17 protein-coding genes are annotated in these 21,571 nt (G+C 74.0%); 9 read left to right on the top strand and 8 right to left on the bottom strand.

Annotation, left to right across the window (positions count from 1 at the left end; genetic code table 11):
- The first annotated feature begins 64 nt into the window (after positions 1-64).
- Positions 65-973 carry a DUF1259 domain-containing protein gene (locus rosag_RS01590; protein WP_284348253.1) on the top strand — a complete coding sequence of 303 codons (909 nt, stop codon included), beginning with the start codon at positions 65-67 and terminating at the stop codon, positions 971-973.
- Between the two features lie 14 nt (positions 974-987).
- Here rosag_RS01590 and rosag_RS01585 read toward each other — a convergent pair whose 3' ends face one another.
- On the bottom strand, positions 988-3,474 hold the full coding sequence (locus rosag_RS01585) for an ABC transporter permease (RefSeq protein WP_284348252.1): 2,487 nt from the start codon (positions 3,472-3,474) through the stop codon (positions 988-990).
- A 148-nt stretch (positions 3,475-3,622) separates the two neighbouring features.
- Here rosag_RS01585 and rosag_RS01580 point away from each other — a divergent pair, with 148 nt between their 5' ends.
- Entirely contained in the window at positions 3,623-4,210 is a 588-nt protein-coding gene (locus rosag_RS01580) for a hypothetical protein (protein ID WP_284348251.1), read from the top strand.
- 2 nt (positions 4,211-4,212) lie between these two features.
- Here the strand turns inward: rosag_RS01580 and rosag_RS01575 are convergent, their stop codons facing one another.
- From rosag_RS01575 to rosag_RS01560, 4 genes are read right to left on the bottom strand one after another with little or no spacing between them, the layout of a single operon-like run.
- Complete coding sequence (locus rosag_RS01575; RefSeq protein WP_284348250.1) at positions 4,213-4,710, bottom strand: hypothetical protein; 498 nt, start codon at positions 4,708-4,710, stop codon at positions 4,213-4,215.
- Positions 4,711-4,745: 35 nt separating this feature from the next.
- On the bottom strand, positions 4,746-5,597 hold the full coding sequence (locus tag rosag_RS01570) for a succinate dehydrogenase/fumarate reductase iron-sulfur subunit (protein WP_284348249.1): 852 nt from the start codon (positions 5,595-5,597) through the stop codon (positions 4,746-4,748).
- The gene (locus rosag_RS01565; RefSeq protein ID WP_284348248.1) at positions 5,594-7,438 is read right to left on the bottom strand and encodes a fumarate reductase/succinate dehydrogenase flavoprotein subunit; all 1,845 of its coding nucleotides are present in this window, start codon (positions 7,436-7,438) and stop codon (positions 5,594-5,596) included. The genes rosag_RS01570 and rosag_RS01565 overlap by 4 nt, the downstream gene beginning before the upstream one ends.
- Positions 7,435-8,235, bottom strand: coding sequence for a hypothetical protein (locus rosag_RS01560; RefSeq protein WP_284348247.1), 801 nt, complete (start codon positions 8,233-8,235; stop codon positions 7,435-7,437). Before rosag_RS01560 ends, rosag_RS01565 begins: the two co-directional genes overlap by 4 nt.
- 469 nt (positions 8,236-8,704) lie before the next feature.
- Here rosag_RS01560 and rosag_RS01555 point away from each other — a divergent pair, with 469 nt between their 5' ends.
- Both rosag_RS01555 and rosag_RS01550 read left to right on the top strand, forming a co-directional pair.
- Positions 8,705-9,346, top strand: a complete 642-nt coding sequence (locus tag rosag_RS01555; protein WP_284348246.1) for a PEP-CTERM sorting domain-containing protein — start codon at positions 8,705-8,707, stop codon at positions 9,344-9,346.
- A gap of 211 nt (positions 9,347-9,557) precedes the next feature.
- On the top strand, positions 9,558-10,586 hold the full coding sequence (locus tag rosag_RS01550; RefSeq protein ID WP_284348245.1) for a YncE family protein: 1,029 nt from the start codon (positions 9,558-9,560) through the stop codon (positions 10,584-10,586).
- Between the two features lie 72 nt (positions 10,587-10,658).
- Here rosag_RS01550 and rosag_RS01545 read toward each other — a convergent pair whose 3' ends face one another.
- Positions 10,659-13,955, bottom strand: coding sequence for a S41 family peptidase (locus tag rosag_RS01545; protein WP_284348244.1), 3,297 nt, complete (start codon positions 13,953-13,955; stop codon positions 10,659-10,661).
- 192 nt (positions 13,956-14,147) lie between these two features.
- On the opposite strand from rosag_RS01545, the gene rosag_RS01540 reads away from it, so the two are divergent.
- The 4 genes from rosag_RS01540 to rosag_RS01525 all read left to right on the top strand — a co-directional run bounded on the left by rosag_RS01540 (position 14,148) and on the right by rosag_RS01525 (position 16,241).
- On the top strand, positions 14,148-14,666 hold the full coding sequence (locus rosag_RS01540; protein WP_284348243.1) for a carboxymuconolactone decarboxylase family protein: 519 nt from the start codon (positions 14,148-14,150) through the stop codon (positions 14,664-14,666).
- Positions 14,663-15,466, top strand: coding sequence for a mycofactocin-coupled SDR family oxidoreductase (locus rosag_RS01535; RefSeq protein ID WP_284348242.1), 804 nt, complete (start codon positions 14,663-14,665; stop codon positions 15,464-15,466). The genes rosag_RS01540 and rosag_RS01535 overlap by 4 nt, the downstream gene beginning before the upstream one ends.
- A 150-nt stretch (positions 15,467-15,616) precedes the next feature.
- Complete coding sequence (locus rosag_RS01530; RefSeq protein ID WP_284348241.1) at positions 15,617-15,940, top strand: hypothetical protein; 324 nt, start codon at positions 15,617-15,619, stop codon at positions 15,938-15,940.
- 34 nt (positions 15,941-15,974) lie between these two features.
- The gene (locus rosag_RS01525) at positions 15,975-16,241 is read left to right on the top strand and encodes a hypothetical protein (RefSeq protein ID WP_284348240.1); all 267 of its coding nucleotides are present in this window, start codon (positions 15,975-15,977) and stop codon (positions 16,239-16,241) included.
- A 299-nt stretch (positions 16,242-16,540) separates the two neighbouring features.
- Here the strand turns inward: rosag_RS01525 and rosag_RS01520 are convergent, their stop codons facing one another.
- Complete coding sequence (locus tag rosag_RS01520; protein ID WP_284348239.1) at positions 16,541-17,236, bottom strand: response regulator; 696 nt, start codon at positions 17,234-17,236, stop codon at positions 16,541-16,543.
- 380 nt (positions 17,237-17,616) lie between these two features.
- Positions 17,617-19,665 carry a methyl-accepting chemotaxis protein gene (locus rosag_RS01515; RefSeq protein ID WP_284348238.1) on the bottom strand — a complete coding sequence of 683 codons (2,049 nt, stop codon included), beginning with the start codon at positions 19,663-19,665 and terminating at the stop codon, positions 17,617-17,619.
- Positions 19,666-19,968: 303 nt separating this feature from the next.
- Here rosag_RS01515 and rosag_RS01510 point away from each other — a divergent pair, with 303 nt between their 5' ends.
- The gene (locus tag rosag_RS01510; protein WP_284348237.1) at positions 19,969-21,438 is read left to right on the top strand and encodes a GAF domain-containing sensor histidine kinase; all 1,470 of its coding nucleotides are present in this window, start codon (positions 19,969-19,971) and stop codon (positions 21,436-21,438) included.
- Positions 21,439-21,571: the final 133 nt, after the last annotated feature.

Raw genomic sequence — 21,571 nt, 5'->3', positions numbered from 1 at the left:
GACCCTAGAATTCGCGTGCGACGTCGTTCGCGACAGGGTCCCGCCCCTCGCTCCACACGCCCTCATGCCGCACGCCACTGCCACGCTCCCCCGGGTCGCGCTCGCGGCCCTCCTGCTCGCCGCGGCGCCCGCACGCGCAGAGGCGCAGATCGACTGGAAGGCCGTCGACGCGGCGATGGGCCGCACGGGCGCCGAGCAGCCCGGCAACGTGCGGCGCTACGGCATGCCGCGCGCGGACCTGCGCGTGACCGCCCAGGGCGTCGCCATCAAGCCGGCTCTCGCGCTCGGCTCCTGGCTCGCGATGACGCCGCACGGCGACGGCGTGATGGCGATGGGAGACATGGTCCTGAAGGAGAGCGAGGTCGCGCCGGTCATGAGCGCGCTGCAGGCGGGCGGCGTGGAGCAGACGGCCGTGCACCACCACCTGCTGCACGAGACGCCGCGCGTCGTCTACATGCACGTGCACGCGATGGGCGACCCGGTGAGGATCGCGCAGACGGTGCGCGCCGCGCTCGCACGTACCGGTACGCCCGTCGCCGCCGCGCCGGTCGTTCCACCCACCGCCGGCGCGTTCGGCATCGACACCGCGGCGGTCGCGCGCACGCTCGGCCGCGCGGGCCGAGTGAACGGCGGCGTCTACCAGGTGAGCGTGCCGCGCGCCGAGACCATCCGCGACGCCGGCATGGAGATCCCGGCGTCGATGGGGCTCGCGACCGCGATCAACTTCCAGCCCACGGGCGGCGGGAAGGCTGCGATCACCGGCGACTTCGTGATGATCGCCAGCGAGGTGAACCCGGTCATCCGCGCGCTGCGCGCGCACGGGATCGAGGTGACGAGCCTGCACAACCACCTGCTCGCCGACGAGCCGCGGCTGTTCTTCATGCACTTCTGGGCGAACGACGACGCGACGAGGCTCGCGCGCGGGCTGCGCGCGGCGCTCGACGCGACGAACTCGCGGCCGGTGGATCGATAGGCTGCGTCGCGGCGCTACTCGACGCGCAGCGCCGCGGCGGGCGGTACGGCCGTCGCGCGGCGCGCGGGGATCAGCATCGCCACGCCCGCGACGATCCCGAACCCGAGCACCGCGACGCCGAGCGCGCGCAGCTCGACCATGGAGCTCACCGGCAGCATCGCCGCGACGACGCGTCCGAACGCGAGGCTGAGCACGATGCCGATCGCGCCGCCGATCGCCGTCAGCTTCAGCGCGAGCCCCAGCACGAGCGCGAGGATCCGGCCGCGCTGGGCGCCGAGCGCGGCGCGGATGCCGATCTCACGCTGGCGGAGCGCGGTGACGTACGCGACGAGCCCCGAGAGCCCGGCCACCGCGAGCACGAGCTGCAGCGCGGCGAGCAGGGCGGACACGCGTGCCATCATCCGCGCGGGCATCACCGCGCGCTCCATGTAGCGGTCGATCGGGAGCACGTCGGGCGCGACCACGCGCGCGCCGTACGGCCGCAGCGCGCGCGCGATGCGCGGCGCGAGCCATGGCGCGAGCGCCGTCGCGCCGACCGCGCGCACGTGCAGCACCAGGCGGTCCTCGCCCTCGGGGCGGAGCGGCAGGTAGAGCAGCCCGCCCGGCGCCGCCGTGGGACCGCCGCCCGGCGCGGCGCGCAGCTCGCCCACCACGCCGACGATCTCGTACGGCGCCGCCTCCTCGTTCACGCGCAGCTGCCGGCCCATCGGATCCACGCCGGGCCAGAGCCGCGCCGCCATGGCCCCGCTGACGACCGCGACGCGCGCGCCGCCCCGCAGGTCGCGCTCGTCGAAGTCGCGCCCGCGCAGCAGCGGCAGCCCCGTGACGCCGAAGTAGCGCGGCCGGACGAGGTTCGCATCGATCTCGCGCGGCGTCGTTCGGCCCGCGCCGTCGCCCGGCGCGGCCATCACGGTCAGCCGCTCGCCGGGGATCGGCACGTAGCGCGCGACGCTCGCGGCTTCCACGCCGGGCGTGCGCTCGACGACGTCGACGAGCTCGCGCACCAGCGCCGCCGCGCGCACCGAGTCGCCCGCCGCGGGCAGCAGCGCGAGCGGCGCGACCAGCACGCGGTCGCCGTCGACGCGGCTCTCCTGCGCGCGGCGCGCGAGCGCGAACGCGACCAGCCCCGACACCGCGGTGAACGCGACCGAGAGCGCGACCTGCGCGACGATCAGCGCGCCGCGCACGCCGCCGATGCGCCCCGCGCCGCGCGGGCCGCCCGCCGCGGTGTGTCCGCTCCCCTTCAGGTCCGCCACCAGGTCGCCGCGCACGCCCTGCGCGGCCGGGAGGAGCCCGAACAGCAGCAGCACGAGCAGCAGCCCGCTGGCGACGAAGAGCAGCGTGCGTGCGTCGGGCGAGAGGTCGGCGTTGGGGAGCCCCGACGGGCGGTAGTGCATCGCCGCCGCCGACACGGCCATCGACAGCAGGACACCGAGCAGCGCGCCCGGCAGCGCGACCAGCGCGCTCTCCGCGAGCAGCTGGCGCACGAGCCGCGCGCGTCCGGCGCCGAGCGCGAGCCGCGTGGCGATCTCGCGCCGGCGCGCGGCCGTGCGCGCGAGCTGCAGCCCGGCGAGGTTGGTGCTGGCCACCGCGAGCAGCCCGAGCCCCAGCGCGACGACGCCGCCGACGAGCAGCAGGAGGTCGCCCCGCGTGATGCCGGCGAGGCGCGCGTCCTGCTCGCGCTGCACCGACACGCGTCGTGCGCGCCCGGTCGAGTCGCGCCAGGCGTCCGGCTCCGCCGCAGCGAGCCGCGCCGCGACGCCCGCCAGGCGCGCCTGCACCGCGTCCGCGGTCGCGCCGTCGCGCAGCCGCCCGACCAGGTGGAAGCGCCGGTCGCCGCGCGCGTGCAGCACGTCCACGCGCGGCAAGAGCAGCGGCGCGAACGCCGCGTCGATCCAGAACTCGTCGGTGACCTCGCGCGTGGTGCCCAGGAACTCGCGCGGCGCGACCGCGGCGACGGTGAACGCGAGCCCGTTCACCTGCACCGTGCGCCCGACGATGCCCGGGTCGGACGCGAACGCGCGCCGCCAGAGCGCGTGTCCCAGCACGATCGTCGGCGCGTCGGGGCGCGCGGCCGTCGCCAGCGTGCCGCGCGCGGGCACGAGGCGGAGCGCGCGGAAGTAGTTCGGCGTCACGATCGCGCCGGGCACCAGCGTCGCGCGGCCGTCCACGCCGTCGCCGATGCCGAGCGTGACGTGCGCCTCCCCGGCGATCTCCGCGAGCGCGCCGGTCGCCTCGGCGAAGCTCTGCAGGTCGCGGTACGAGCTGCCGCCCTGCGTCTCGCGCCCCGACCAGTTGCTCGTGAACACCGACAGCAGCTCGCCGCCGCCGGGCACCGGGAGCGGCCGGTAGACGAAGCCGTTCACCGCGGTGAAGAGCGACGTGCCGACGCCGATCGCGATCGCCAGCGTCAGCACCGCGACCGCGACGAAGCCGGGCGTGCGCGCGAGCGTGCGCGCGGCGTGCCGGACGTCGCCGGCGATTCCTTCGAAGGGATGCACGGGCGCCTCGCGCGCGGCTCGGGGAGCGCTCGGGGAGGGGACGGCTGCGGGACGCCGGGAGACGTGCGGCCGCGCCGGCCGGATGTCAACCGGGCGCGCGCGAGGCTAACATGATCGGCGTGCGGACCACTTCCCGGGAGGACACCCCATGACGGCAGGAAACGGTCGCCGGCTCCTGGTCGGCGCGATCAAGAACGGCGTCCTGTGGGGCATCGCCTGGGGCCTCCTCGCCTTCGTCACGATCCTCGTGCTCCGCACGATCGGCGTCGTCGTCCCCGCGACGATCGGCGTGCTCGACGCGCTCGGGATGGCGATCCGCGTGGGCATCGTCGGCGGCATCGCGGGCGCCGCGTTCGCCGCGTTCATCCGCTTCTTCTACCGCGGGCGGCGGCTCTCGGACATCAGCCCGATCCGCTTCGGGCTCGGCGGCGCCGTCGTGGCGTTCGTCTTCATGTTCGCCTTCTTCGCCCTCACCAACCTGGCGTCGGGCGACGGCTTCCCGCCGCTCGCGAACATCATGGACGACCTGCTGATCGCGCCGATCTTCGGCGGCATCGCGGCCGCCGCGTCGATCTGGCTGGCGCAGCGCGCGGAGGCGGCTCCCGACGACGACGCGTCCGGCCGGCTCGCGGGCGGCGCCTCGCGAGCGTCGCTCGGTGCGGGCGATCGACGCGACGCCCTCGACGCGATCGGCGCGCGGCATCCCGAGCCCGCGCGCCGACCGTCGGACGAGTAGCGTCAGTCGTCGAGCACCGGCTCGTACTCGCGCGCCGCGCGCGACGCGCCGAACCGGCTGAGGACCCGCGCGCAGGTGTTCCAGCGCAGGATCGCCTCGTCCTCGCCCGCGGGCCGCATCGCCTCCGCCTGCTCGTACCAGTGCATCGCCTCGCGCAGCCACTCGGTCGCCGCGTCCTCCGCGCCCAGCGTGTGGCCGCCCAGCCGCGCCTTCGCGCGCCGCTCGCAGATGATGCCGTGGTAGTACGCGCGCTTGTACTCGTCGCGCAGCCGCGGCAGCAGCGCCTGCGCGCGCAGCACGCCCTCCGAGTGCCCGCCGCTGAACTGGTCGGTGATCGACAGCAGCAGCATCACCAGCGCGGGCTGGTTGTCCGGCTCGACCTCGAGCACGTCGAGGCAGATGCTCTCCGCCGCCGACGAGTCGTTCAGCAGCCGGTAGCGCTCGGCCTTCTGCAGCGCCCGCGGGATCCCGGCTTGGGTGATGGGCTTGAGGTCGGTCATGGGAGCTCCCGGGTGGGTGGTGGCGCGACGGCGGGTCAGTGTGCGGGCGACTTCCGGCGGAAGAGCTGCACCAGCCGGCCGACCGGGTCGTAGAACCGGTCCACCACGCGCTCCTTCAGCGGGATGATCGCGTTGTCGGTGATGGCGATGTGCTCGGGGCAGACGCTCGTGCAGCACTTGGTGATGTTGCAGTAGCCGATGCCCTGCGCCTGCCGCAGCTCGGGGATGCGGTCCGCCGTGTCCAGCGGGTGCATCTCGAGCGCGGCGGCGTGCACGAAGTAGCGCGGCCCCGCGAACGTCTCGTGCTTGTGGTGGTCGCGCAGCACGTGGCAGACGTCCTGGCAGAGGAAGCACTCGATGCACTGCCGGAACTCCTGCACGCGGTCCACGTCGGCCTGCCGCATCCGCCACGTGCCGTCCGGCGCGTCGGGCGGGCGCGGCGTGAAGCGCCGGATCTGCGGCTTCACGCGGAAGTTCCACGACACGTCGCTCACCAGGTCGCGGACGTGCGGGAAGGCGCGCATCGGCTCGACGGTGATGGGCGCGTCGGTCGGCAGCTCGTCCAGCCGCGTCATGCACATCAGCTTCGGCTTCCCGTTGATCTCGGCCGAGCAGGAGCCGCACTTCCCTGCCTTGCAGTTCCAGCGCACGGCGAGGTCGTTCGCCTGCTCGGCCTGGATCTGGTGGATCGCGTCGAGCACCACCATCCCCTCGACGACGTCGGTGGTGAACTCGGTGAACGCGCCCGTGCCGCCCGCGCCGCGCCACACGCGCAGCGTGCGCGTGCCGTGCGCGGCGCCCGCGTCCTGCGCCGCCTGGGCGGCGGTGTACGCGTCGCCGGCGCCAGGGGCACCGGTCGCGCGCTCCGGCGGTGCCGTCGTCGTCATCCCGTCATCTCCTCGATGATGGCCGCCAGCTCGGCGGGCAGCGGCGGGATCGGCTCGCGCGCGAGCTGCATCTCGCCGTCGGCGCCCTTCCGCACGACCAGGTTGAAGTCGGCGTACGCCGGATCCTTCTCCGGGAAGTCCTCGCGGAAGTGCCCGCCCCGGCTCTCCCGCCGCTCCAGCGCCGACCGCGTGATCGCCTCGGCCACGGTGAGCAGGTGCCCGAGGTCGAGCGCGGTGTGCCAGCCCGGGTTGTACTCGCGGTTCCCGCGCACGCCGACGTGGGCCGCGCGCGCCTTCAGCTCCGCGATGGCACCGAGCGCCTCGCGCATCTCGCGCTCGGTGCGGACGATGCCGACCAGCTCCTGCATGCGCTCCTGCAGCGTCTCCTGCAGGTGGTACGGCTGCTCGGCGCCGTCGTGGCGCTCGAAGGGCGCGAGCGCGGCGCGCGCGGCCGCGTCGGCCTGCGCGCCGTCGATGGACACCGCGCCGTTCGTGCGCGCGAACCGCGCCGCGTGCTCGCCCGCCCGCTTGCCGAAGACGAGGAGGTCGGAGAGCGAGTTCCCGCCCAGCCGGTTCGCGCCGTGCAGCCCTGCGGCGCACTCGCCGGCCGCGAACAGCCCGGGCACGGTGGACATCTGCGTGTCGCCGTCGACGCGCACGCCGCCCATGACGTAGTGCGTCGTCGGGCCGATCTCCATCGGCTGCCGCGTGATGTCGATGTTCGCGAGCTGCCGGAACTGGTGGTACATGCTCGGCAGCTTCCGCTTGATGTGCTCCGCGGCGTTCGGCAGCCGGTCCTTGATCCACGAGATGTCGAGGAAGACGCCGCCGTGCGGGCTGCCGCGCCCCTCGCGCACCTCGCGCACGATGCAGCGCGCGACGTGGTCGCGCGTCAGCAGCTCGGGCGGCCGGCGGGCGTTGCGGTCCCCCTGCGTGTAGCGCCACCCCTCGTCCTCGCTGTCGGCGGTCTGCGGGCGGTAGTTCTCGGGGATGTCGTCGAACATGAAGCGGCGCCCGTCGCTGTTGCGCAGCACCCCGCCCTCGCCGCGCACGCCCTCGGTCACCAGGATGCCGCGCACGCTCGGCGGCCAGATCATGCCCGTGGGGTGGAACTGCACGAACTCCATGTCCTGCAGCGCGGCGCCCGCGTGATAGGCGAGCGAGTGGCCGTCGCCCGTGTACTCCCAGCTGTTGCTCGTGATCTTGTACGCGCGCCCGATGCCGCCGGTCGCGAGCACGACGGCCTTCGCGCGGAAGAGGCGGAAGCGCCCGCGCTCGCGGTCGTAGCCGAACGCGCCGCTCACGCGCCCGCCGTCGGTCAGCAGCGTGAGCACCGTGCACTCCATGTGCACGTCGATCCCCGCGTGCACGCCGTGGTCCTGCAGCGTGCGGATCATCTCGAGCCCCGTGCGGTCGCCGACGTGCGCCAGGCGCGGGTAGCGGTGCCCGCCGAAGTTGCGCTGCAGGATGCGCCCGTCCACCGTGCGGTCGAACAGCGCGCCCCACGCCTCCAGCTCCTTCACGCGCTCGGGCGCCTCGCGCGCGTGCAGCTCGACCATGCGCCAGTTGTTGACGTACTGGCCGCCGCGCATGGTGTCGGCGAAGTGCACGCGCCAGCTGTCGCGGTCGTCCACGTTCGCGAGCGCCGCGGCGACGCCGCCCTCGGCCATCACCGTGTGCGCCTTGCCGAGCAGCGACTTGCAGACGAGGCCCACGCGGACGCCGTCGCCCGCCGCCTCGATGGCGGCGCGCAGCCCCGCCCCGCCCGCGCCGATCACGAGCACGTCGTGGTCGACGGTCTGGTAATCCTCGTGGGCGTACGTGCTCACGCGCTCGCTCACACGATCCTCCAGTCCGTCCAGATCCCCATCGCGCACAGGCGGACGTACAGGTCCGCGAACATGACGCCGAAGAGGCTCATCCACGCCCAGCGCATGTGCCAGCGATTGAGGCAGCTCGCGCAGTCGTACGCGGCCTTGCGCGCGGGCCGGCGCGACGGCTCGTCCAGATGGCCGCCCACGAGGTGCCGCAGCGAGTGGCAGCCCAGCGTGTAGCAGCCCAGCAGGACGACGTTGAGCGCGAGGACGAGGGTGCCGACGCCGATGCCGAACTCCGTGCCGCCGCCCGGCGTCGCGAACCACATCGCCTTCCACACGTCCGAGGCGAGGATGCCGAGGAAGACGAGCGCGACGTACAGGAAGTACCGGTGGACGTTCTGGAGGACGAGCGGGAACGAGCGCTCGCCGCGGTAGCCCGTGCGCGGCTCGCCGACGGCGCAGTTGGGCGGATCCGCCCAGAACGCCTTGTAGTACGCGCCGCGGTAGTAGTAGCAGGTGAAGCGGAACAGCGCGGGGAACGGCAGGATGAGCAGCGCCGGCGAGAACGGCAGCCAGGCGGGCCACGCGGCGGGCTTCGGCCCGAGCCAGGCGTGCGGCGAGCTGCCGAACAGCTCGGGCGAGTAGAACGGCGAGAGGTACGGGCCGTGGGCGTAGTACGCGTTCTGGAACGCGGCCCACGTCGCGTACGCGACGAACGACGCGAGGATCGTGAAGACCACGACCGGCTGAACCCACCACGCGTCGCGCCGCATCGTCTCGCCGAAGCCGCGGCGGAGGAGCGGGAGTGGAGCGTGCGCCATGTGCGACCGGTTCCGGGGTGCGGAGAGCGGTTGCCGACGGAAAGCCGTGCCTGCTGCCCAATGGACTGCCACCGGGCGATGCCGTCAATGGGCGGCGCCTGTTACGGCCGACGCCGCTTCGCATGTCCGAACGGTAATGCCGACGCGCGAGCCGCATGCGGGGCGATCGCGGGAAATCCCTTATCCCACAAGGCTTTTCGCACGACGTTACGTTATCGACACGTGCCGATCGCGAGCCCGGGAATGTGGCGGCGACGCACGCGTGGTGGTGCATCCTCGCCACAGTTGCCAGGATGCGACGAGAGCCCCACTATGGGCGCGCCCATCGGCCCCAGGAATGGCCGCGCACGGCCACCGATGGCTCGCAGCATCCCGCGCCTCCCCCGCACGCCGTGCGGCCGCGGAGGACACCAGTGCCGCATCGCTCCGGTGAGCGCCCATTGGCGGCACACACCCAGGGAGGAGCACGATGAAGCTAGCGATCCTGCGTCTCACGGCTGCCGCCGCGATGCTCGCGGCCCCCCTCGGCGCCGCGCGCGCCGACATCATCATCGCCGCCGGCAACAATCCGCAGCCGGACGAGAACGTCCTGCTCAACACCGGCCTGATGGGCAACCCGATCTTCGGGACGACGAATCAGACCGGGTTCCAGGTGCGCTTCACGTCGATCGAGAACCTCATCGCCCCCGCCAACGGGCAGGCCCGCGTCGAGGCGGCCGACGGCACGCTGACGAACCTGACGATCGACCTGCCCGGCGCGACGTTCACGTCGCTGATCCTGAACGTGGATGCCGCCCTGGTCGGCACCATCAATTTCGTCGTGACCGAGGACAACGGGCAGCAGACCGCCGGGACGTTCGGGCTGGGGGCGTCAGGAGAGAACTTCTTCACCATCACGGCGATCAACGGCCAGCGCATGAGCAGCGTCAACCTGACGACGACCGTCAACATGGCGATCACGAACGTCGACGACGTCAGCCAGGTACGGATCGGCGGTGCCGCCGGCGGCGGCGGCACAGGGACCGTGGTGCCGGAGCCCAGCACCTACGCGCTCCTCGGCACGGGCATCGCCGGCCTCGGGCTCGTCGCGCGGCGGCGGCGCCAGGGCTGATTTCCGGATCCCCTCGCGCCGCTCCGGGGGCGCGGGTGGGGTGCGGGTGGCACGCACGGCGGCAGCGTCACGCGATCGCGTGGCACTGCCGCCGTTCGTGCATCGCGCAACGGCCTTCGCACGATCCTTCGCACGATCCTTCGCACAGCGACGCGGGTGCCCCGCCCCTACCTTGGGGATCGGCCTCCACCGCTCCCGCACCCGCCACCCGATGCGATCCGTCCCGCCCGCCCGCGCCGTCTCGCGCGCGCTCCTCCCGTCCTTCGCCCTCGCGCTGTCGGCCGCCCTGCTCCCCGTGCGGGCGCAGGTGCCCGGCGTCGCCGGCACGCTCGTGGTCACCAACAAGCGCCCGTCCACGCTCACCATCCTGGACGTGGCGTCGGGGCGCACGCTGGCGACGCTGCCCACCGGCACGGGCCCGCACGAGGTGGCGCTGTCGCGCGACGGGCGCACCGCGGTCGTCACCGACTACGGCGGCCGGCCCGCGGGCACCACGCTGACGGTGATCGACGTGCCGGCCGCGCGCGTGGCGCGCACCATCCCGCTCGGCGAGTACCGCGCGCCGCACGGCCTCGCGTTCCTGCCGGGCGACTCGCTGGTCGCGGTGACGTCCGAGGCGACGGGCAACGTCGTCGTCGTCCACGTGGGCGAGGGCGTGGTGCGGCGCGCCGTGCCCACGCAGGCGCCCGGGTCGCACATGGTGGCCGTCGCCGCCGACGGCGCCACCGCGTTCACCGGCAACATGGGGAGCCACAGCGTGTCGCGGCTCGACCTGCGTGCGGGAACCTTCGTGCGCAGCTGGCCGGTGCCCAACGTGCCCGAGGCGATCGGCGTCACGCCCGACGGCCGCGAGGTGTGGGTGGGGAGCAACGCGCTCCACCGCGTGAGCGTGCTGGACGTCGCGAGCGGCACCCTGACGACCGCCGCCGACAGCGTCGACTGGCCGTACCGCGTGCTGTTCACGCCCGACGCGCGCACGGTGCTGGTCCCCGACATGAATGGGGACGTCGTGCGCGTCATCGACAGGGCGTCGCGGCGCGAGCTGGGGCGCGTGGCCGTCCCCGGCGGCGGCCCGCAGGGGATCACGCTCACCCCCGACGGCCGTCACGCCTTCCTCTCGCTCAGCAAGCAGGGGCGCATCGCGGTGCTCGACGTCGCGGGCCGCCGCATCGTCGGCTACCTGAGCGCCGGCGAGACGCCCGACGGCGTGGCCTTCACGCGCACGGTGCACGCGCGCTAGCACACGGGGATGGGGGATGCGCGAAGGGCCCGGCTCCACGTGGAGCCGGGCCCTTCGCGCGTCGCGCCCGGCTCAGCGCGACGTGCTCACCGCCGCCTTCGCCTTCGGCGCCGTCTCGAGCTGCCGCAGCAGTTCCTTCACCGCCGCCTCCAGCTGCTGGTCCTCGCCGGCCGCCAGGCGCGTCGGGTCGTTGCGGACCAGGATGTCCGGCTCGATCTGCAGGTTCTCCAGGAACTTGCCGTCCTCGCCCAGCGAGCCCACCTCGGGAATGCCGAAGACGAGCGCCGGGTTCTGGAGCCGCTCCCACCACACCGCCGTCCCGGTGCCCGGCACCGGCATCCCCACCAGCTTGCCGAGGCCGAGGTGGCGGTAGGTGTAGGGGAACATGTGCGCGTCGGAGTAGTTGCCCTCGCTCATGAGCACCACGCTCGGGCCCACCCACTTGTCGCCCGGCTCCACGCCCACCTGCTGGCCACGCGGCACGTACCGCAGGTAGCGCTGCCCGCCGAGGAAGGTCGCGAGGTCGTCGTGCAACCAGCCGCCGCCGTTGAAGCGCGTGTCGACCACCAGCGCCTCCCGGCCCGCGTTGCGGCCCAGCGCCTCGGCGAACACGTCGCGATAGCTCGCGTCGTTCATGCCGCGCACGTGCACGTAGCCCACGCGTCCGCCCGAGAGCCGCGCCACCGCCTCGCGGCGCGACTTCACCCAGCGCTGGTACAGCAGCTCGTTCAGCGCGGGCGGCGCGATCGGCTTGACGACCTCCTCCCACCGCGTCGCGCCCGACGCGTCGCGCAGCGCGAGCCGCACCGGCTGGTCGGCCTTGCGGTTGAGCAGCGCGGCGAGGTCGCGCTCCGGCGTCAGCGGCACGCCGTCCACCGCCTCCAGGATCGTCCCGGCGGCGACGCGCGAGCCCGCGCGGTCGAGCGGCCCCTTCGCGATCACCTCGGCGATGCGCAGCCCGGCACCGGTCCACGCGTCGTCCAGGAAGGCGCCGATCGACGCGGTGACGTCGGCCGCGGGATTGGTCGGCCGGTACCGCATCCCCGTGTGCGACGCGTTCAGCTCGCCCAGCATCTCCGACACCATCTCGGCGAAGTCGAAGTCGTCCGCGATGTCGGGAAGGAAGCGCGCGTACGCCTCGCGGTAGCCGTTCCAGTCCACGCCGTGCAGCGTCGTGTCGTAGAACTTCTCGCGCACCTGGCGCCACGCGTGCTCGAACTCGAAGGCGCGCTCGCCCACCGGGTCGAGCACCATCTCGGGGCGCATCGCGATCGCGGAGCGCGCGCCGTCGGCGAGCTTGATCTTCACCGGCTTGCGGTCGGCGAGGAAGTACGCGAACGCGCCCGCGCTGTCGATCGCCAGCGAGCCCGCCTCCTCGGCGCCGAGCTTGGCGAGCAGCTTCGTCTCGCCCGCGCGCAGGTCGTGCGCCCACAGGTCGTACCCCTTCTCGAACTTGGAGAGGTACACCAGCCGGTCGCCCGTCGGCGTCAGCACGGCGTCGGCCAGCTCCGACGAGTGGATCGTCAGGCGCTTCGTGCGGTCCTCGATGCGGTCGAGCTCCAGGCGGAGCGTCGGTGCCACCGTGGGGGTGCGCTTCGCGTCGTCCTTCATCCCCTTCGCGATCCTCGCCGCGGCCGTGTCGCTCCTGGCGCGCTTCTCCGCCTCCTCCAGCGCCTCCAGCTCCTCCTTCGAGAGGTTGAAGCGGTCCCAGGCCTCGCGCGTCAGCAGCGCGCCGAAGACGTCGCTCTGCGTGCCGCCGCCGCCGGCGGCGCCGCGCATGCCCAGGCGGTTCGAGTACCAGAGCAGCATCTTCCCGCCCATCATCCAGCGCGGGTGCGCGTCCTCGTAGCCGCTCTGCGTGACGTTCACCGGCGGCGTGCCGCCCGCCGCGTCCACCAGGCCCACCTCGCCCACCCAGCGCGGCGTGGCGAAGTACTGCACCAGGAACCACCGGCCGTCCGGCGACCACTCGTACCACTGGTCGCCGTCGGAGTACGAGTAGTTCCACTTCGGCTCGAGCACCGTGCGCGTGCGGCGCGTGGCGAGGTTCAGCACCTTGAGCGCCGTGCGGTTCTCCAGGTACGCGACCTCCTTCCCGTCGGGCGAGAAGCTCGGCTGGAACGCCTCGAAGTCGCCGCTGACCAGCACCTCCTCCTTGAGCAGCGTGCCGCGCGAGAGCGCGTGCTCGTCGCCGCGATCGAGGCAGCTGCGGAGCACCTGCCAGCGCGCGCCGCGCTCGGCGGCGTACAGCACGCACCGCCCGTCGGGGCTGAACGACACCGAGCGCTCCTGCCCCGGCGTGCTCGTGATGCGCTTGGTGGTGCCGTAGTCGGCCGACGTGACGAACACCTCGCCGCGCGCGACGAGGGCGATCTCCTTGCCGCCCGGCGCGAGCGCGAGCTCGGTCACCGCGCCGTCCATGCGCGCGTTCTGCGTCGACTGCTGGCGCATCTCGGCGCGGATCTGCACCGCCACCTTGCGCGGCGCGTCCGTGCCGGCGGGCAGCGTGTACAGCTCGCCGTTCCACGAGAACGCGAGGTCGCCCGCGTCCGACGACGAGAGGAAGCGCACGGGATGGCGCGTCTGCCGCGTCACCTGCGCGGGGCGCGACGGATCGCGCAGCGACAGCCGGTAGACGTTGGAGGTGCCGTCCGCCTCGCTGAGGTAGAAGAGCGTGGAGTCGCCCGGTCCCCACACGGGGTTGCGATCCTCGCCGGCGCGCGCCGTGAGGTTGGTGTACGTGTTCGACGCGCGGTCGACGACCCACACGTCGCGCGTGACCGACGACGTGTGATGCTTGCGCCACGGGTCCTCGTAGCCCTTGCGGTCGTGGAAGGCGAGACGCCGGCCGTCGTGCGACCAGCGCGCGGCCTCCGCGGCGGTCGGCAGCAGCATCGTCTCGCGCCCGCCGGCCACGGGCACGCGGTACAGGTCGGGAAGCGTCGCGGCCGGGAAGGCCGCGCTGGCCTGCGCGTGCATGCGCGACGACACGAAGGTCACGGCCGATCCGTCGGGCGTGAAGTCGGTCGGCACGTCGTCCGCGGAGTGCTGCGTGAGGCGCCGCGCCGCGCCGCCGGTGGCCGGCATGACGTACACGTCGAAGTTGCCGCTGCGGTCCGACGCGAAGGCGATCCACTTCCCGTCGCGCGACCAGACGGGGTGGTAGTCGTGCGCGGGATCGATGGTCAGCGGCGCGGCGACGCCGCCGCCGGTGGGGACCGTCCACACGTCGCCGCGGTACGCGAACGCGATCGTGCGCCCGTCGGGCGAGATGGCCGGGTAGCGGAGCCAGAGCGGGTCCTGCGCGAGCGCCGGGGTGGCGGCGAGGACGAGCAGCGTGGCCGCGCGCGAGAGGACGCCGGTGACCATGGGGGCAGCGGAGGAGGCGGAGGGGGACGCCGCGGCCAACGCGTGCTCCGATCGGGCGGCGGGGGCGCGCCAAGGTAGCGCCGCCGGACGGCGGAGTAAACATCGGCCGCGTGCGGCACCGCGGACGACGGGGCTGGACAGCGCGCCGCCGATGGCGCACCGTCGTCGGAGCCGCCTTCCCGCCCCGTCGCCATGCGCATCGCGCCGCTCGACCTCACCGTCGCCGCTCCGGACGCGCGGACCGCCGCCGCCGATCACGCGCGCGAGGTGGGCCGCATCACGAACATGAAGCGCACGCTCCTGCACTCGGTGCCGGCGTTCAACGCGCTCATGACGTGGTACGACCTGCGCGACACGGTCTCGCCGTTCCTGGGCGCGCGGCTCACCACGCTCTTCGCGCACGCCGTCTCGTCCGAGACGGACTGCCTGATCTGCAGCACCTTCTTCCGCCGCCTGCTGATCGAGTCGGGCGAGGATCCCGATCACCTCGCGCTGACGCAGGTGGAAGCCGACGTCGTCGCGTTCGGCCGCGCGCTCGCCGTCACGCCGCACCACGTGCCGGACGCCGTGTTTGCGCCGCTGCGCGCGCGCTACTCCGACGCGCAGCTGGTCGCGCTCACCGCCTTCGGCGCGCTGATGGTCGCGACCAACGTGATCAACAACGCGCTCGGCGTGCCGCTCGACGACTACCTCCAGCCGTTCCGCAAGTGAGCGAGCTCCGCGACCAGGTCGTCTTCGTCACCGGCGCGGCGCACGGGCAGGGCCGCGCCACCGCGCTCGCGTTCGCGCGCGAGGGCGCGCACGTCGCGGCGTTCGACGTCGGCAGGCCGCTCGCCTATCCCGGCTACGCGATGGGCTCCTCCGACGAGCTGCACGCGCTGGCCGCGGAGTGCGAGGCGCTGGGCGTGCGCTGCCTGCCGTTCGTCGGGGACGTGCGCGACGACGCGGCCATCACCGCCGCCGTCGAGGCGACGGTCGGCGCGCTCGGACGGATCGACGTGCTGTTCAACAACGCCGGCATCTGCGCCTACGGGCTCGCGCACGAGCTCACCGAGGACGCGTGGGACGCGATGCTCGACATCAACCTCAAGGGCGCGTGGCTGGTGGCGCGCCGCGTGATCCCGGTGATGATCGCGCAGCGCCGCGGCGTGATCGTCAACAACTCGTCGATCGCGGGGCTGCGCGGCATGGGGCGCCTGTCGCACTACGCCGCGTCCAAGTGGGGGCTGACGGGCCTCACCAAGTCGTGGGCGATCGAGCTCGCGCCGCACGGCATCCGCGTGAACGCCGTGCACCCGACCGGCGTCAACACGCCGATGAACGACGGGCTCGCGGCGCTCGAGGGGACGACCCCGCAGGCGATCGCCGAGCGGTCGGCGGGCAACCTGCTGCCGGTGCCGTGGATCGAGCCGGAGGACGTCGCGCGTGCCGTCCTCTACCTCGCGTCGGACGCGGCGCGCTACGTCACCGGCAGCTCGCTCGTGCTCGACGCGGGGCTGCTGACGCGCTAGCGGGTGTGGCGGCGCACGTGCGCCGTCTTGCCGGCTCGCGGGCGCGCACGGATGTTTCTCCGGGATTTCCCTGAGCGGCCCGGGGATTGCCGGGCATCCGAGCACTCCCGCACACGCCCAGGACGTGCGGTCGGCCAGTCCTCACCGGCGATGGAATCGATCCAGCAGCAGACCGACGTCCCCCCGGAACGGCCAGAGTCGCGGGACGTCGCGAGCCCGTACCTCGCGGCGGTGCACCGCGCCTGGCGCGACGTCTGTACGACGACCGAGCCGCGCTCCGACACGCTGCGGCTGGCGCTGCACGCGCTGGCGCGGGACGCACGCGCGCGCGGCCTCGGCGTGCAGTCGCTCCTCAAGCTGCTGGACCAGCTCACGAAGCCCCGGTCGCCCGCCGACGCCGCGACGCCGGGCTTCGACCGGGTCCGCGAGTGGGCCGGCACCGAGGTCATCCGCGCGTACTACGGCGGGCGCTGACCCGCGCCACGGACGCACGAGACGCCACCAGCCCATGTCCCCCATCGAGACGAGCGTCGGGACCGCCCCGCTCCGCCGCGATCCGATGCCGCGGCCGCCGCTCTCGCTCTTTCATGCGCCGGGCTGGCTCGGGACCTCGCTCGCCGCGCGGCTGGACAGCGCGGTGGCGCTGAACGCGGCGCTGCGCCGCACGCGCCGCACGCTCATCGGCGAGCGGCGGCGCCTCCTCGCGGCGCGCCACTCGCTGCTGGCGGAGGCCCATCGTGAGCTCGGGCGGTCGGACCGACGTCAGCGGAACTGAGCGGCGCGAGACGGCACGCAGCCTCGGCCAGTAGCCGCTCGCACTCGCCCCGCAGACGGGCCGCTTCGGTCAGCCCGCGCGAGTTCTCCGCGCGCAGCGCCGCGCTCACCTCGTGCGCGACGTCCGCGCGCCACGACAGCCGCGCACGCCGGTCCGTGAGCACGACACGCCGCGCGATCAGCGTGTCCAGCAGGGCGGTGTCGGAAGGCGCGGTCATGCCCCTAGCAATGCCCGTCGCGGCTCCACGCCGCCATCGGAGACCGCCCGCAGGCCCAGGGAATCCCCTGAGCCGGGCCCTGCTACGCGTCGCGCATCCACCCCTCGTCCAGCGCGAAGCGCACGAGCGCCGCGCGCGCCGTGAGCCCGAGCTTCGCCATCCCGTTCGCCTTGTGGGACTCGACCGTCTTGACGCTCACGTCGAGCGCGGCGGCGATCTCCTTGTTGCTGTGCCCGCGGGCGACCAGCCGCAGCACCTCCGCCTCGCGCGGCGTCAGCTCCGCCGCGCCCGCCGCGCGGGGCGCGGACGCCGCGCGCGCAGCCCGCGACGGCGGCTCCGCGAGCAGCGCGCCCGCGAGCGACGGGTCGACGTAGGTCCCGCCGGCGGCCACGACGCGGATCGCCCGCACCAGCTCGTCCGACGGCGTGCGCTTGAGGACGTAGCCGGCCGCCCCGGCCCGCAGCAGCCGCGCCACGTAGCCGCGCTCCTCGTGCATGGTGAGCGCGATCACGCGCACGGTCGGGCAGTCGTGCGCGATGCGCTCCGCGGCGTCGGTGCCGCTGGCGCCCGGCATCGACAGGTCGAGCAGCAGCACGTCCGGCTTGAGGTCGCACGCGCGCCGGTGCGCCTCCCGGCCGTCCGCCGCCTCGCCGACGACCTCGAGCCCTGGCTGCGCCGCGACGAGCGCGCGCAGGCCGTCGCGCACGATCGCGTGATCGTCGGCGATGAGGATGCGGATGACGCTCGGCGACGCATGCGCCGCGGTGGCGGGACTCATGGGAAGCGCTCCTCGTCGAATGGGTCCGCCACCGACGGCGGCCATGCGAGCCATGCGAGCCATCCGGACGGCGGTCGGCGGACCATCCGTGGAAAGCTAGGCTCCCGCGCGCGGATGCTCCACCGACGTCGCCGCCCCAGACATCACCAGGGCGCGTGCCGTCGACCGATCCGCCGGTCGACACCGGGCGCGCGGGCGTCGGGCCGACCAGCGCTCACACCGTCGTGTAGCCGCCGTCCACCAGGTAGTCGCCGCCCGTGATGAACGGCGCGAGCGGTTCGTGCTCGCGCCGGGCGCCGTCTGGCGCTTTCCATGGACGGCGGCCCGGCCGCCCGATGTGGGCGGCCGGGCCGTCGTCACGCGCTGGCGTGTGACCGCGCTTACGCGCGCACCAGCATCTCGTACGCGATCCGCTGCGGCCGGCCCGCCTCGCGCGCGGGCGGCGCAGCGCGGTGGGGGGCGGCCGGCGAGCCCGCCGACGCGTTCCCGAGCCGGAACTGCTGCACGAGCGCCAGCAGCGCGCGCGACTGTGTGTCGAGCTCCTCGCCCGCCGCGGCCGACTCCTCCGCGTGCGCCGCGCTCCGCTGCGTGCCGCCGTTCACCTGCTCCATCCCCACGTTGACCTGACGCACCCCGTCGGCCTGCTGCACGCTCGCCGTCGAGACCTCGTCCACGATCGCGCGCACGCGCCCCACCTGCTCGGCGATCGCGGTGAACTGCGTGCGCACCGCCTGGTTCACCGCCACGCCCTCGGCGGTCTGCGCGGTCATCGCCTCGACCAGCGTCGCGGTCGTGCGCGCCGCCTCGGCGCTGCGGAGCGCGAGCGCGCGGACCTCTTCCGCCACGACCGCGAAGCCGCGCCCTGCGTCGCCCGCGCGCGCCGCTTCCACGGCGGCGTTGAGCGCGAGCAGGTTGGTCTGGAACGCGATCTCGTCGATCGTCTTCAGGATCTTCGCGGTCTCCTCGGCGCGCGAGCGGATCGCGTCCACCGTCGTCGTCAGGCGCGCCATGCCGTCCTGCCCGGCGGCGGCGCTGGCCGCGGTCTGCTCGGCGAGCGTGCGCACCTGCTGCGAGTTGGCCGCCGTCTGCTCGGCCATCGCGCCCAGCTCCTGCAGGCTGGCCGCCATCTCCTCGAGCGCGCTCGCCTGCTCGCCGGCGCCCTGCGCGAGCGCCTGGCTGCCGCTGGCGATCTGCCCCGACGCGGCCGCGACCTGCTGCGCGCCCAGCGCCACCTCCGACAGCGCCTGCTCCAGCTGCGAGGCGGCGACGTTCACGGTGTCGGCCAGCAGCGCGTGCTCGCCGGTGTAGGTCGTCGTGATGCGCGCCGTGAGGTCGCGCTCGGCCACACGTCCGAGCACCTCGCGCGCGTCCTGCACCGGCGCGATGACCGCGTCGAGCGTGGCGTTGAAGCCCGCCAGCAGCTCGCGGTACGCGCCCTCGGCGCGCGTCGCGTCGCTGCGGACGCCCAGCCGCCCCTCGCGCGCCGCGGTGGTCAGCGTGCCCGTCTCCTCCACCAGCAGGGTGAGGCGCTCGCGGACGCGGTTCATGCTGCGCGCGACCACGTCGTGCGCGGACTTCTCGGCGACGGCGGTCGAGAGGTCGCCGGCGCTCACGCGCTCGGCCGCCGCGGCGATCGCCTGCTGGTGCGCGATCACCGTGCGGAACGCCTCGGCGAGCACGCCCACCTCGTCGCGCGACGCATGCGTCACCTGCTGCGCGACGTCGCCGAGCGCGAGGCGCTCCGCGGCCGCGGTGAGGGCGGCCAGTGGCCGCGTCGTGCGCCGCGCGACCAGCCAGCCCACCAGCACGCCGAGCGCCAGCAGCGCCCCGGTGCCGACGACGAGGAGGAGCAGCAGCTGCTCGCTCGCCGCCACGTCGTGCGCGCGCCGCGTCACGAGCAGCGCGCGCTCCGCGTCGGTGGCGGCCTGGAAGACGCCGCGCATGCCGTCGAAGTGCTTCTTCCCCTCGCCGCTCGCGACCCGGCTCGCGACCGAGTCGAACGGCAGCGCGCCGGTGCTCACCTGACGCCGCATCGCGATGCCCGGCTCGGTCACCTGCGCGACGAAGTCCGCGCTGCGCTTCTCGAGCTCCGTCCAGCGCGCGACCTGCGCGGGGTTGTCCGACGTCAGCTCGCGCAGCTCCGCGAGCTTCGCGGCCGCCGCGCGCCGCCCGGCCACGTACGGCTCCAGGAACTCGTCGCGTCCCGTCAGCAGGAAGCCGCGATAGCCGGTCTCCACGTCCTGCAGCGCGCTCAGCGCGGCGGTCGCGGCGCCGAGCACCGTGTTGGTGTGCTCCGTCCAGCGCGACGCGTCCTGGCTCGCCAGCGTCGCCCGGTACGCCACCGCGCTCTGCGCGCCCATCAGCGTGAGCACGATGCCGAAGCCCACCAGGAGCTTGCGTCCCAGCCGCAGATCGTCGAACCAGCGCATGCCTTGCATCTCCCCCTCCGCTTGCCCCTGAAGCTCGTCGCTTCAACCATGGATTCGTTGCTGCCCGCCGGAGCGTACGCCACCGGACGGGACGCCATCGCCGTCCAGTGTCGGCAGGCACGGATGGGGGCTACACGCCGCGGCTCATGACAATGCTGTGAAGCGGGAGCCGCGCACCGGGCGATCGCGGGCGACCGGTGTCGGCCTTGAAGTTGCGACGACCGCGGGCCATTCGTTCGGCCGATCCGCCAGGGCCCGGCCCCGCAGTGACCGTCCGTCTTGCTCCGCCATCGCTCCACGCCCGTGAATCGCCCGAGTTCGGAAGGCTCGTCGGATCCCGCCACGCTGTGGGCCCGCCAGCAGGCGGCTGTCGCCGACCTCGGGGTCCGCGCGCTCGGCGGGCTGCCCGTGCCCGCGCTGCTGCAGCAGGCCGCGCGCGTCGTCGCCGAGCTGCTCGACACCGAGTTCGTGAAGGTGGTCGAGCTGCTGCCCGACGGACTCACGGCCCGCGTCGTCGCGGGCGAGGGGTGGCACGACGGCGTCGTCGGCCATGCGACGATCAGCGTCGGGCGCGACTCGCAGGCGGGCTACGCGCTCCTCTCGCACGCGCCCGTGATCGTCGACGACCTCCGCACCGAGACGCGGCTGGAGGATCCACCGCTCCTGCGCGAGCACGGCGTCGTCAGCGGCGTCAGCGTGATCCTCTACGGGCCGGAGCGCAGCGCCTATGGAGTGCTCGGCGCGCACACCGCGCGGCGCCGGCGGTTCACGACGGACGACGTGAGCTTCCTGCAGGGCGTCGCCAACGTCCTCTCCGCGGCGCTCCATCGGCAGCACGTGGAGGACGACCTGCGCCGCGCGCGCACCGAGGCGGAGGTGTACGCGGCGCAGCTGCAGGAGCAGGCGTTCGAGCTCGAGCAGCAGATCGAGGAGGCGCAGGCGCTCGCCGAGGAGCTGGAGCAGACCAACGACGAGCTGCACCGCGCGATGGCGGAGGTGGAGGCCGCGCGCGCCGCGGCCGAGGCGGCGAACCGCGCGAAGAGCGACTTCCTGGCGACGATGAGCCACGAGCTGCGCACGCCGCTCAACGCCATCCAGGGCTACACCGAGCTGCTGGCGCTCGGGCTGCGCGGGCCGGTGACCGAGGCGCAGCAGCAGGACCTGGAGCGCGTCCGGCTCGCGAACCAGCATCTCATGTCGCTGGTCACCGACGTCCTGAACTTCGCGCGGCTGGAGGCGGGACAGGTCGAGTTCCACCTCGACGCCATCGAGATCGCGCCGCTGGTCGGCGAGCTGGAGTCGCTCATCGGGCCACAGCTGACCGCGAAGGGGCTCACGTTCTCGCACGACGCCTGCGCGCCCGACACGCCGGAATCGCCGCACGTCGTGCGCGCGGACGCGGAGAAGCTGCGGCAGATCCTGCTCAACCTCCTCACGAACGCGATCAAGTTCACCGACGCCGGCGGGCACGTCGCGCTCGAGTGCGCGACCGACGCGGTGCGCGGCGTGGTGCGGCTGCAGGTCGCCGACACGGGGCGCGGCATCCCGGCCGACCAGCTGGAGCGGATCTTCGAGCCGTTCGTCCAGGTCGACCGGCATCGCACGCGAGCGAGCCAGCAGGGCGTGGGACTGGGGCTCGCGATCAGCCGCGATCTCGCGCGCGCGATGGGCGGCGACCTCACCGTCGAGAGCGCGGTCGGCGTCGGCTCGACCTTCACGCTCGTGCTCCAGCACGCGGGCAAGGAAGACCCGACGGCGACCGGAGCGCGCTAGCGCCCCGATCGCCGTCGGGCGGCGTCACGGACGCCGACGCTCGTCGGGGAGCCGCAGCGCCGTCGTCAGCGCGCCGCGTCGCCGCCGTTCACCGCGTCGAGCCATGCGCGGAGCGCGGATCCCCGCGCGTGTC

The organism is Roseisolibacter agri, from assembly GCF_030159095.1.
Taxonomy (GTDB): domain Bacteria; phylum Gemmatimonadota; class Gemmatimonadetes; order Gemmatimonadales; family Gemmatimonadaceae; genus Roseisolibacter; species Roseisolibacter agri.
The sequence above is the reverse complement of the archived record's forward strand: the minus strand, read 5'-3'. Positions and strand labels throughout refer to the sequence as shown.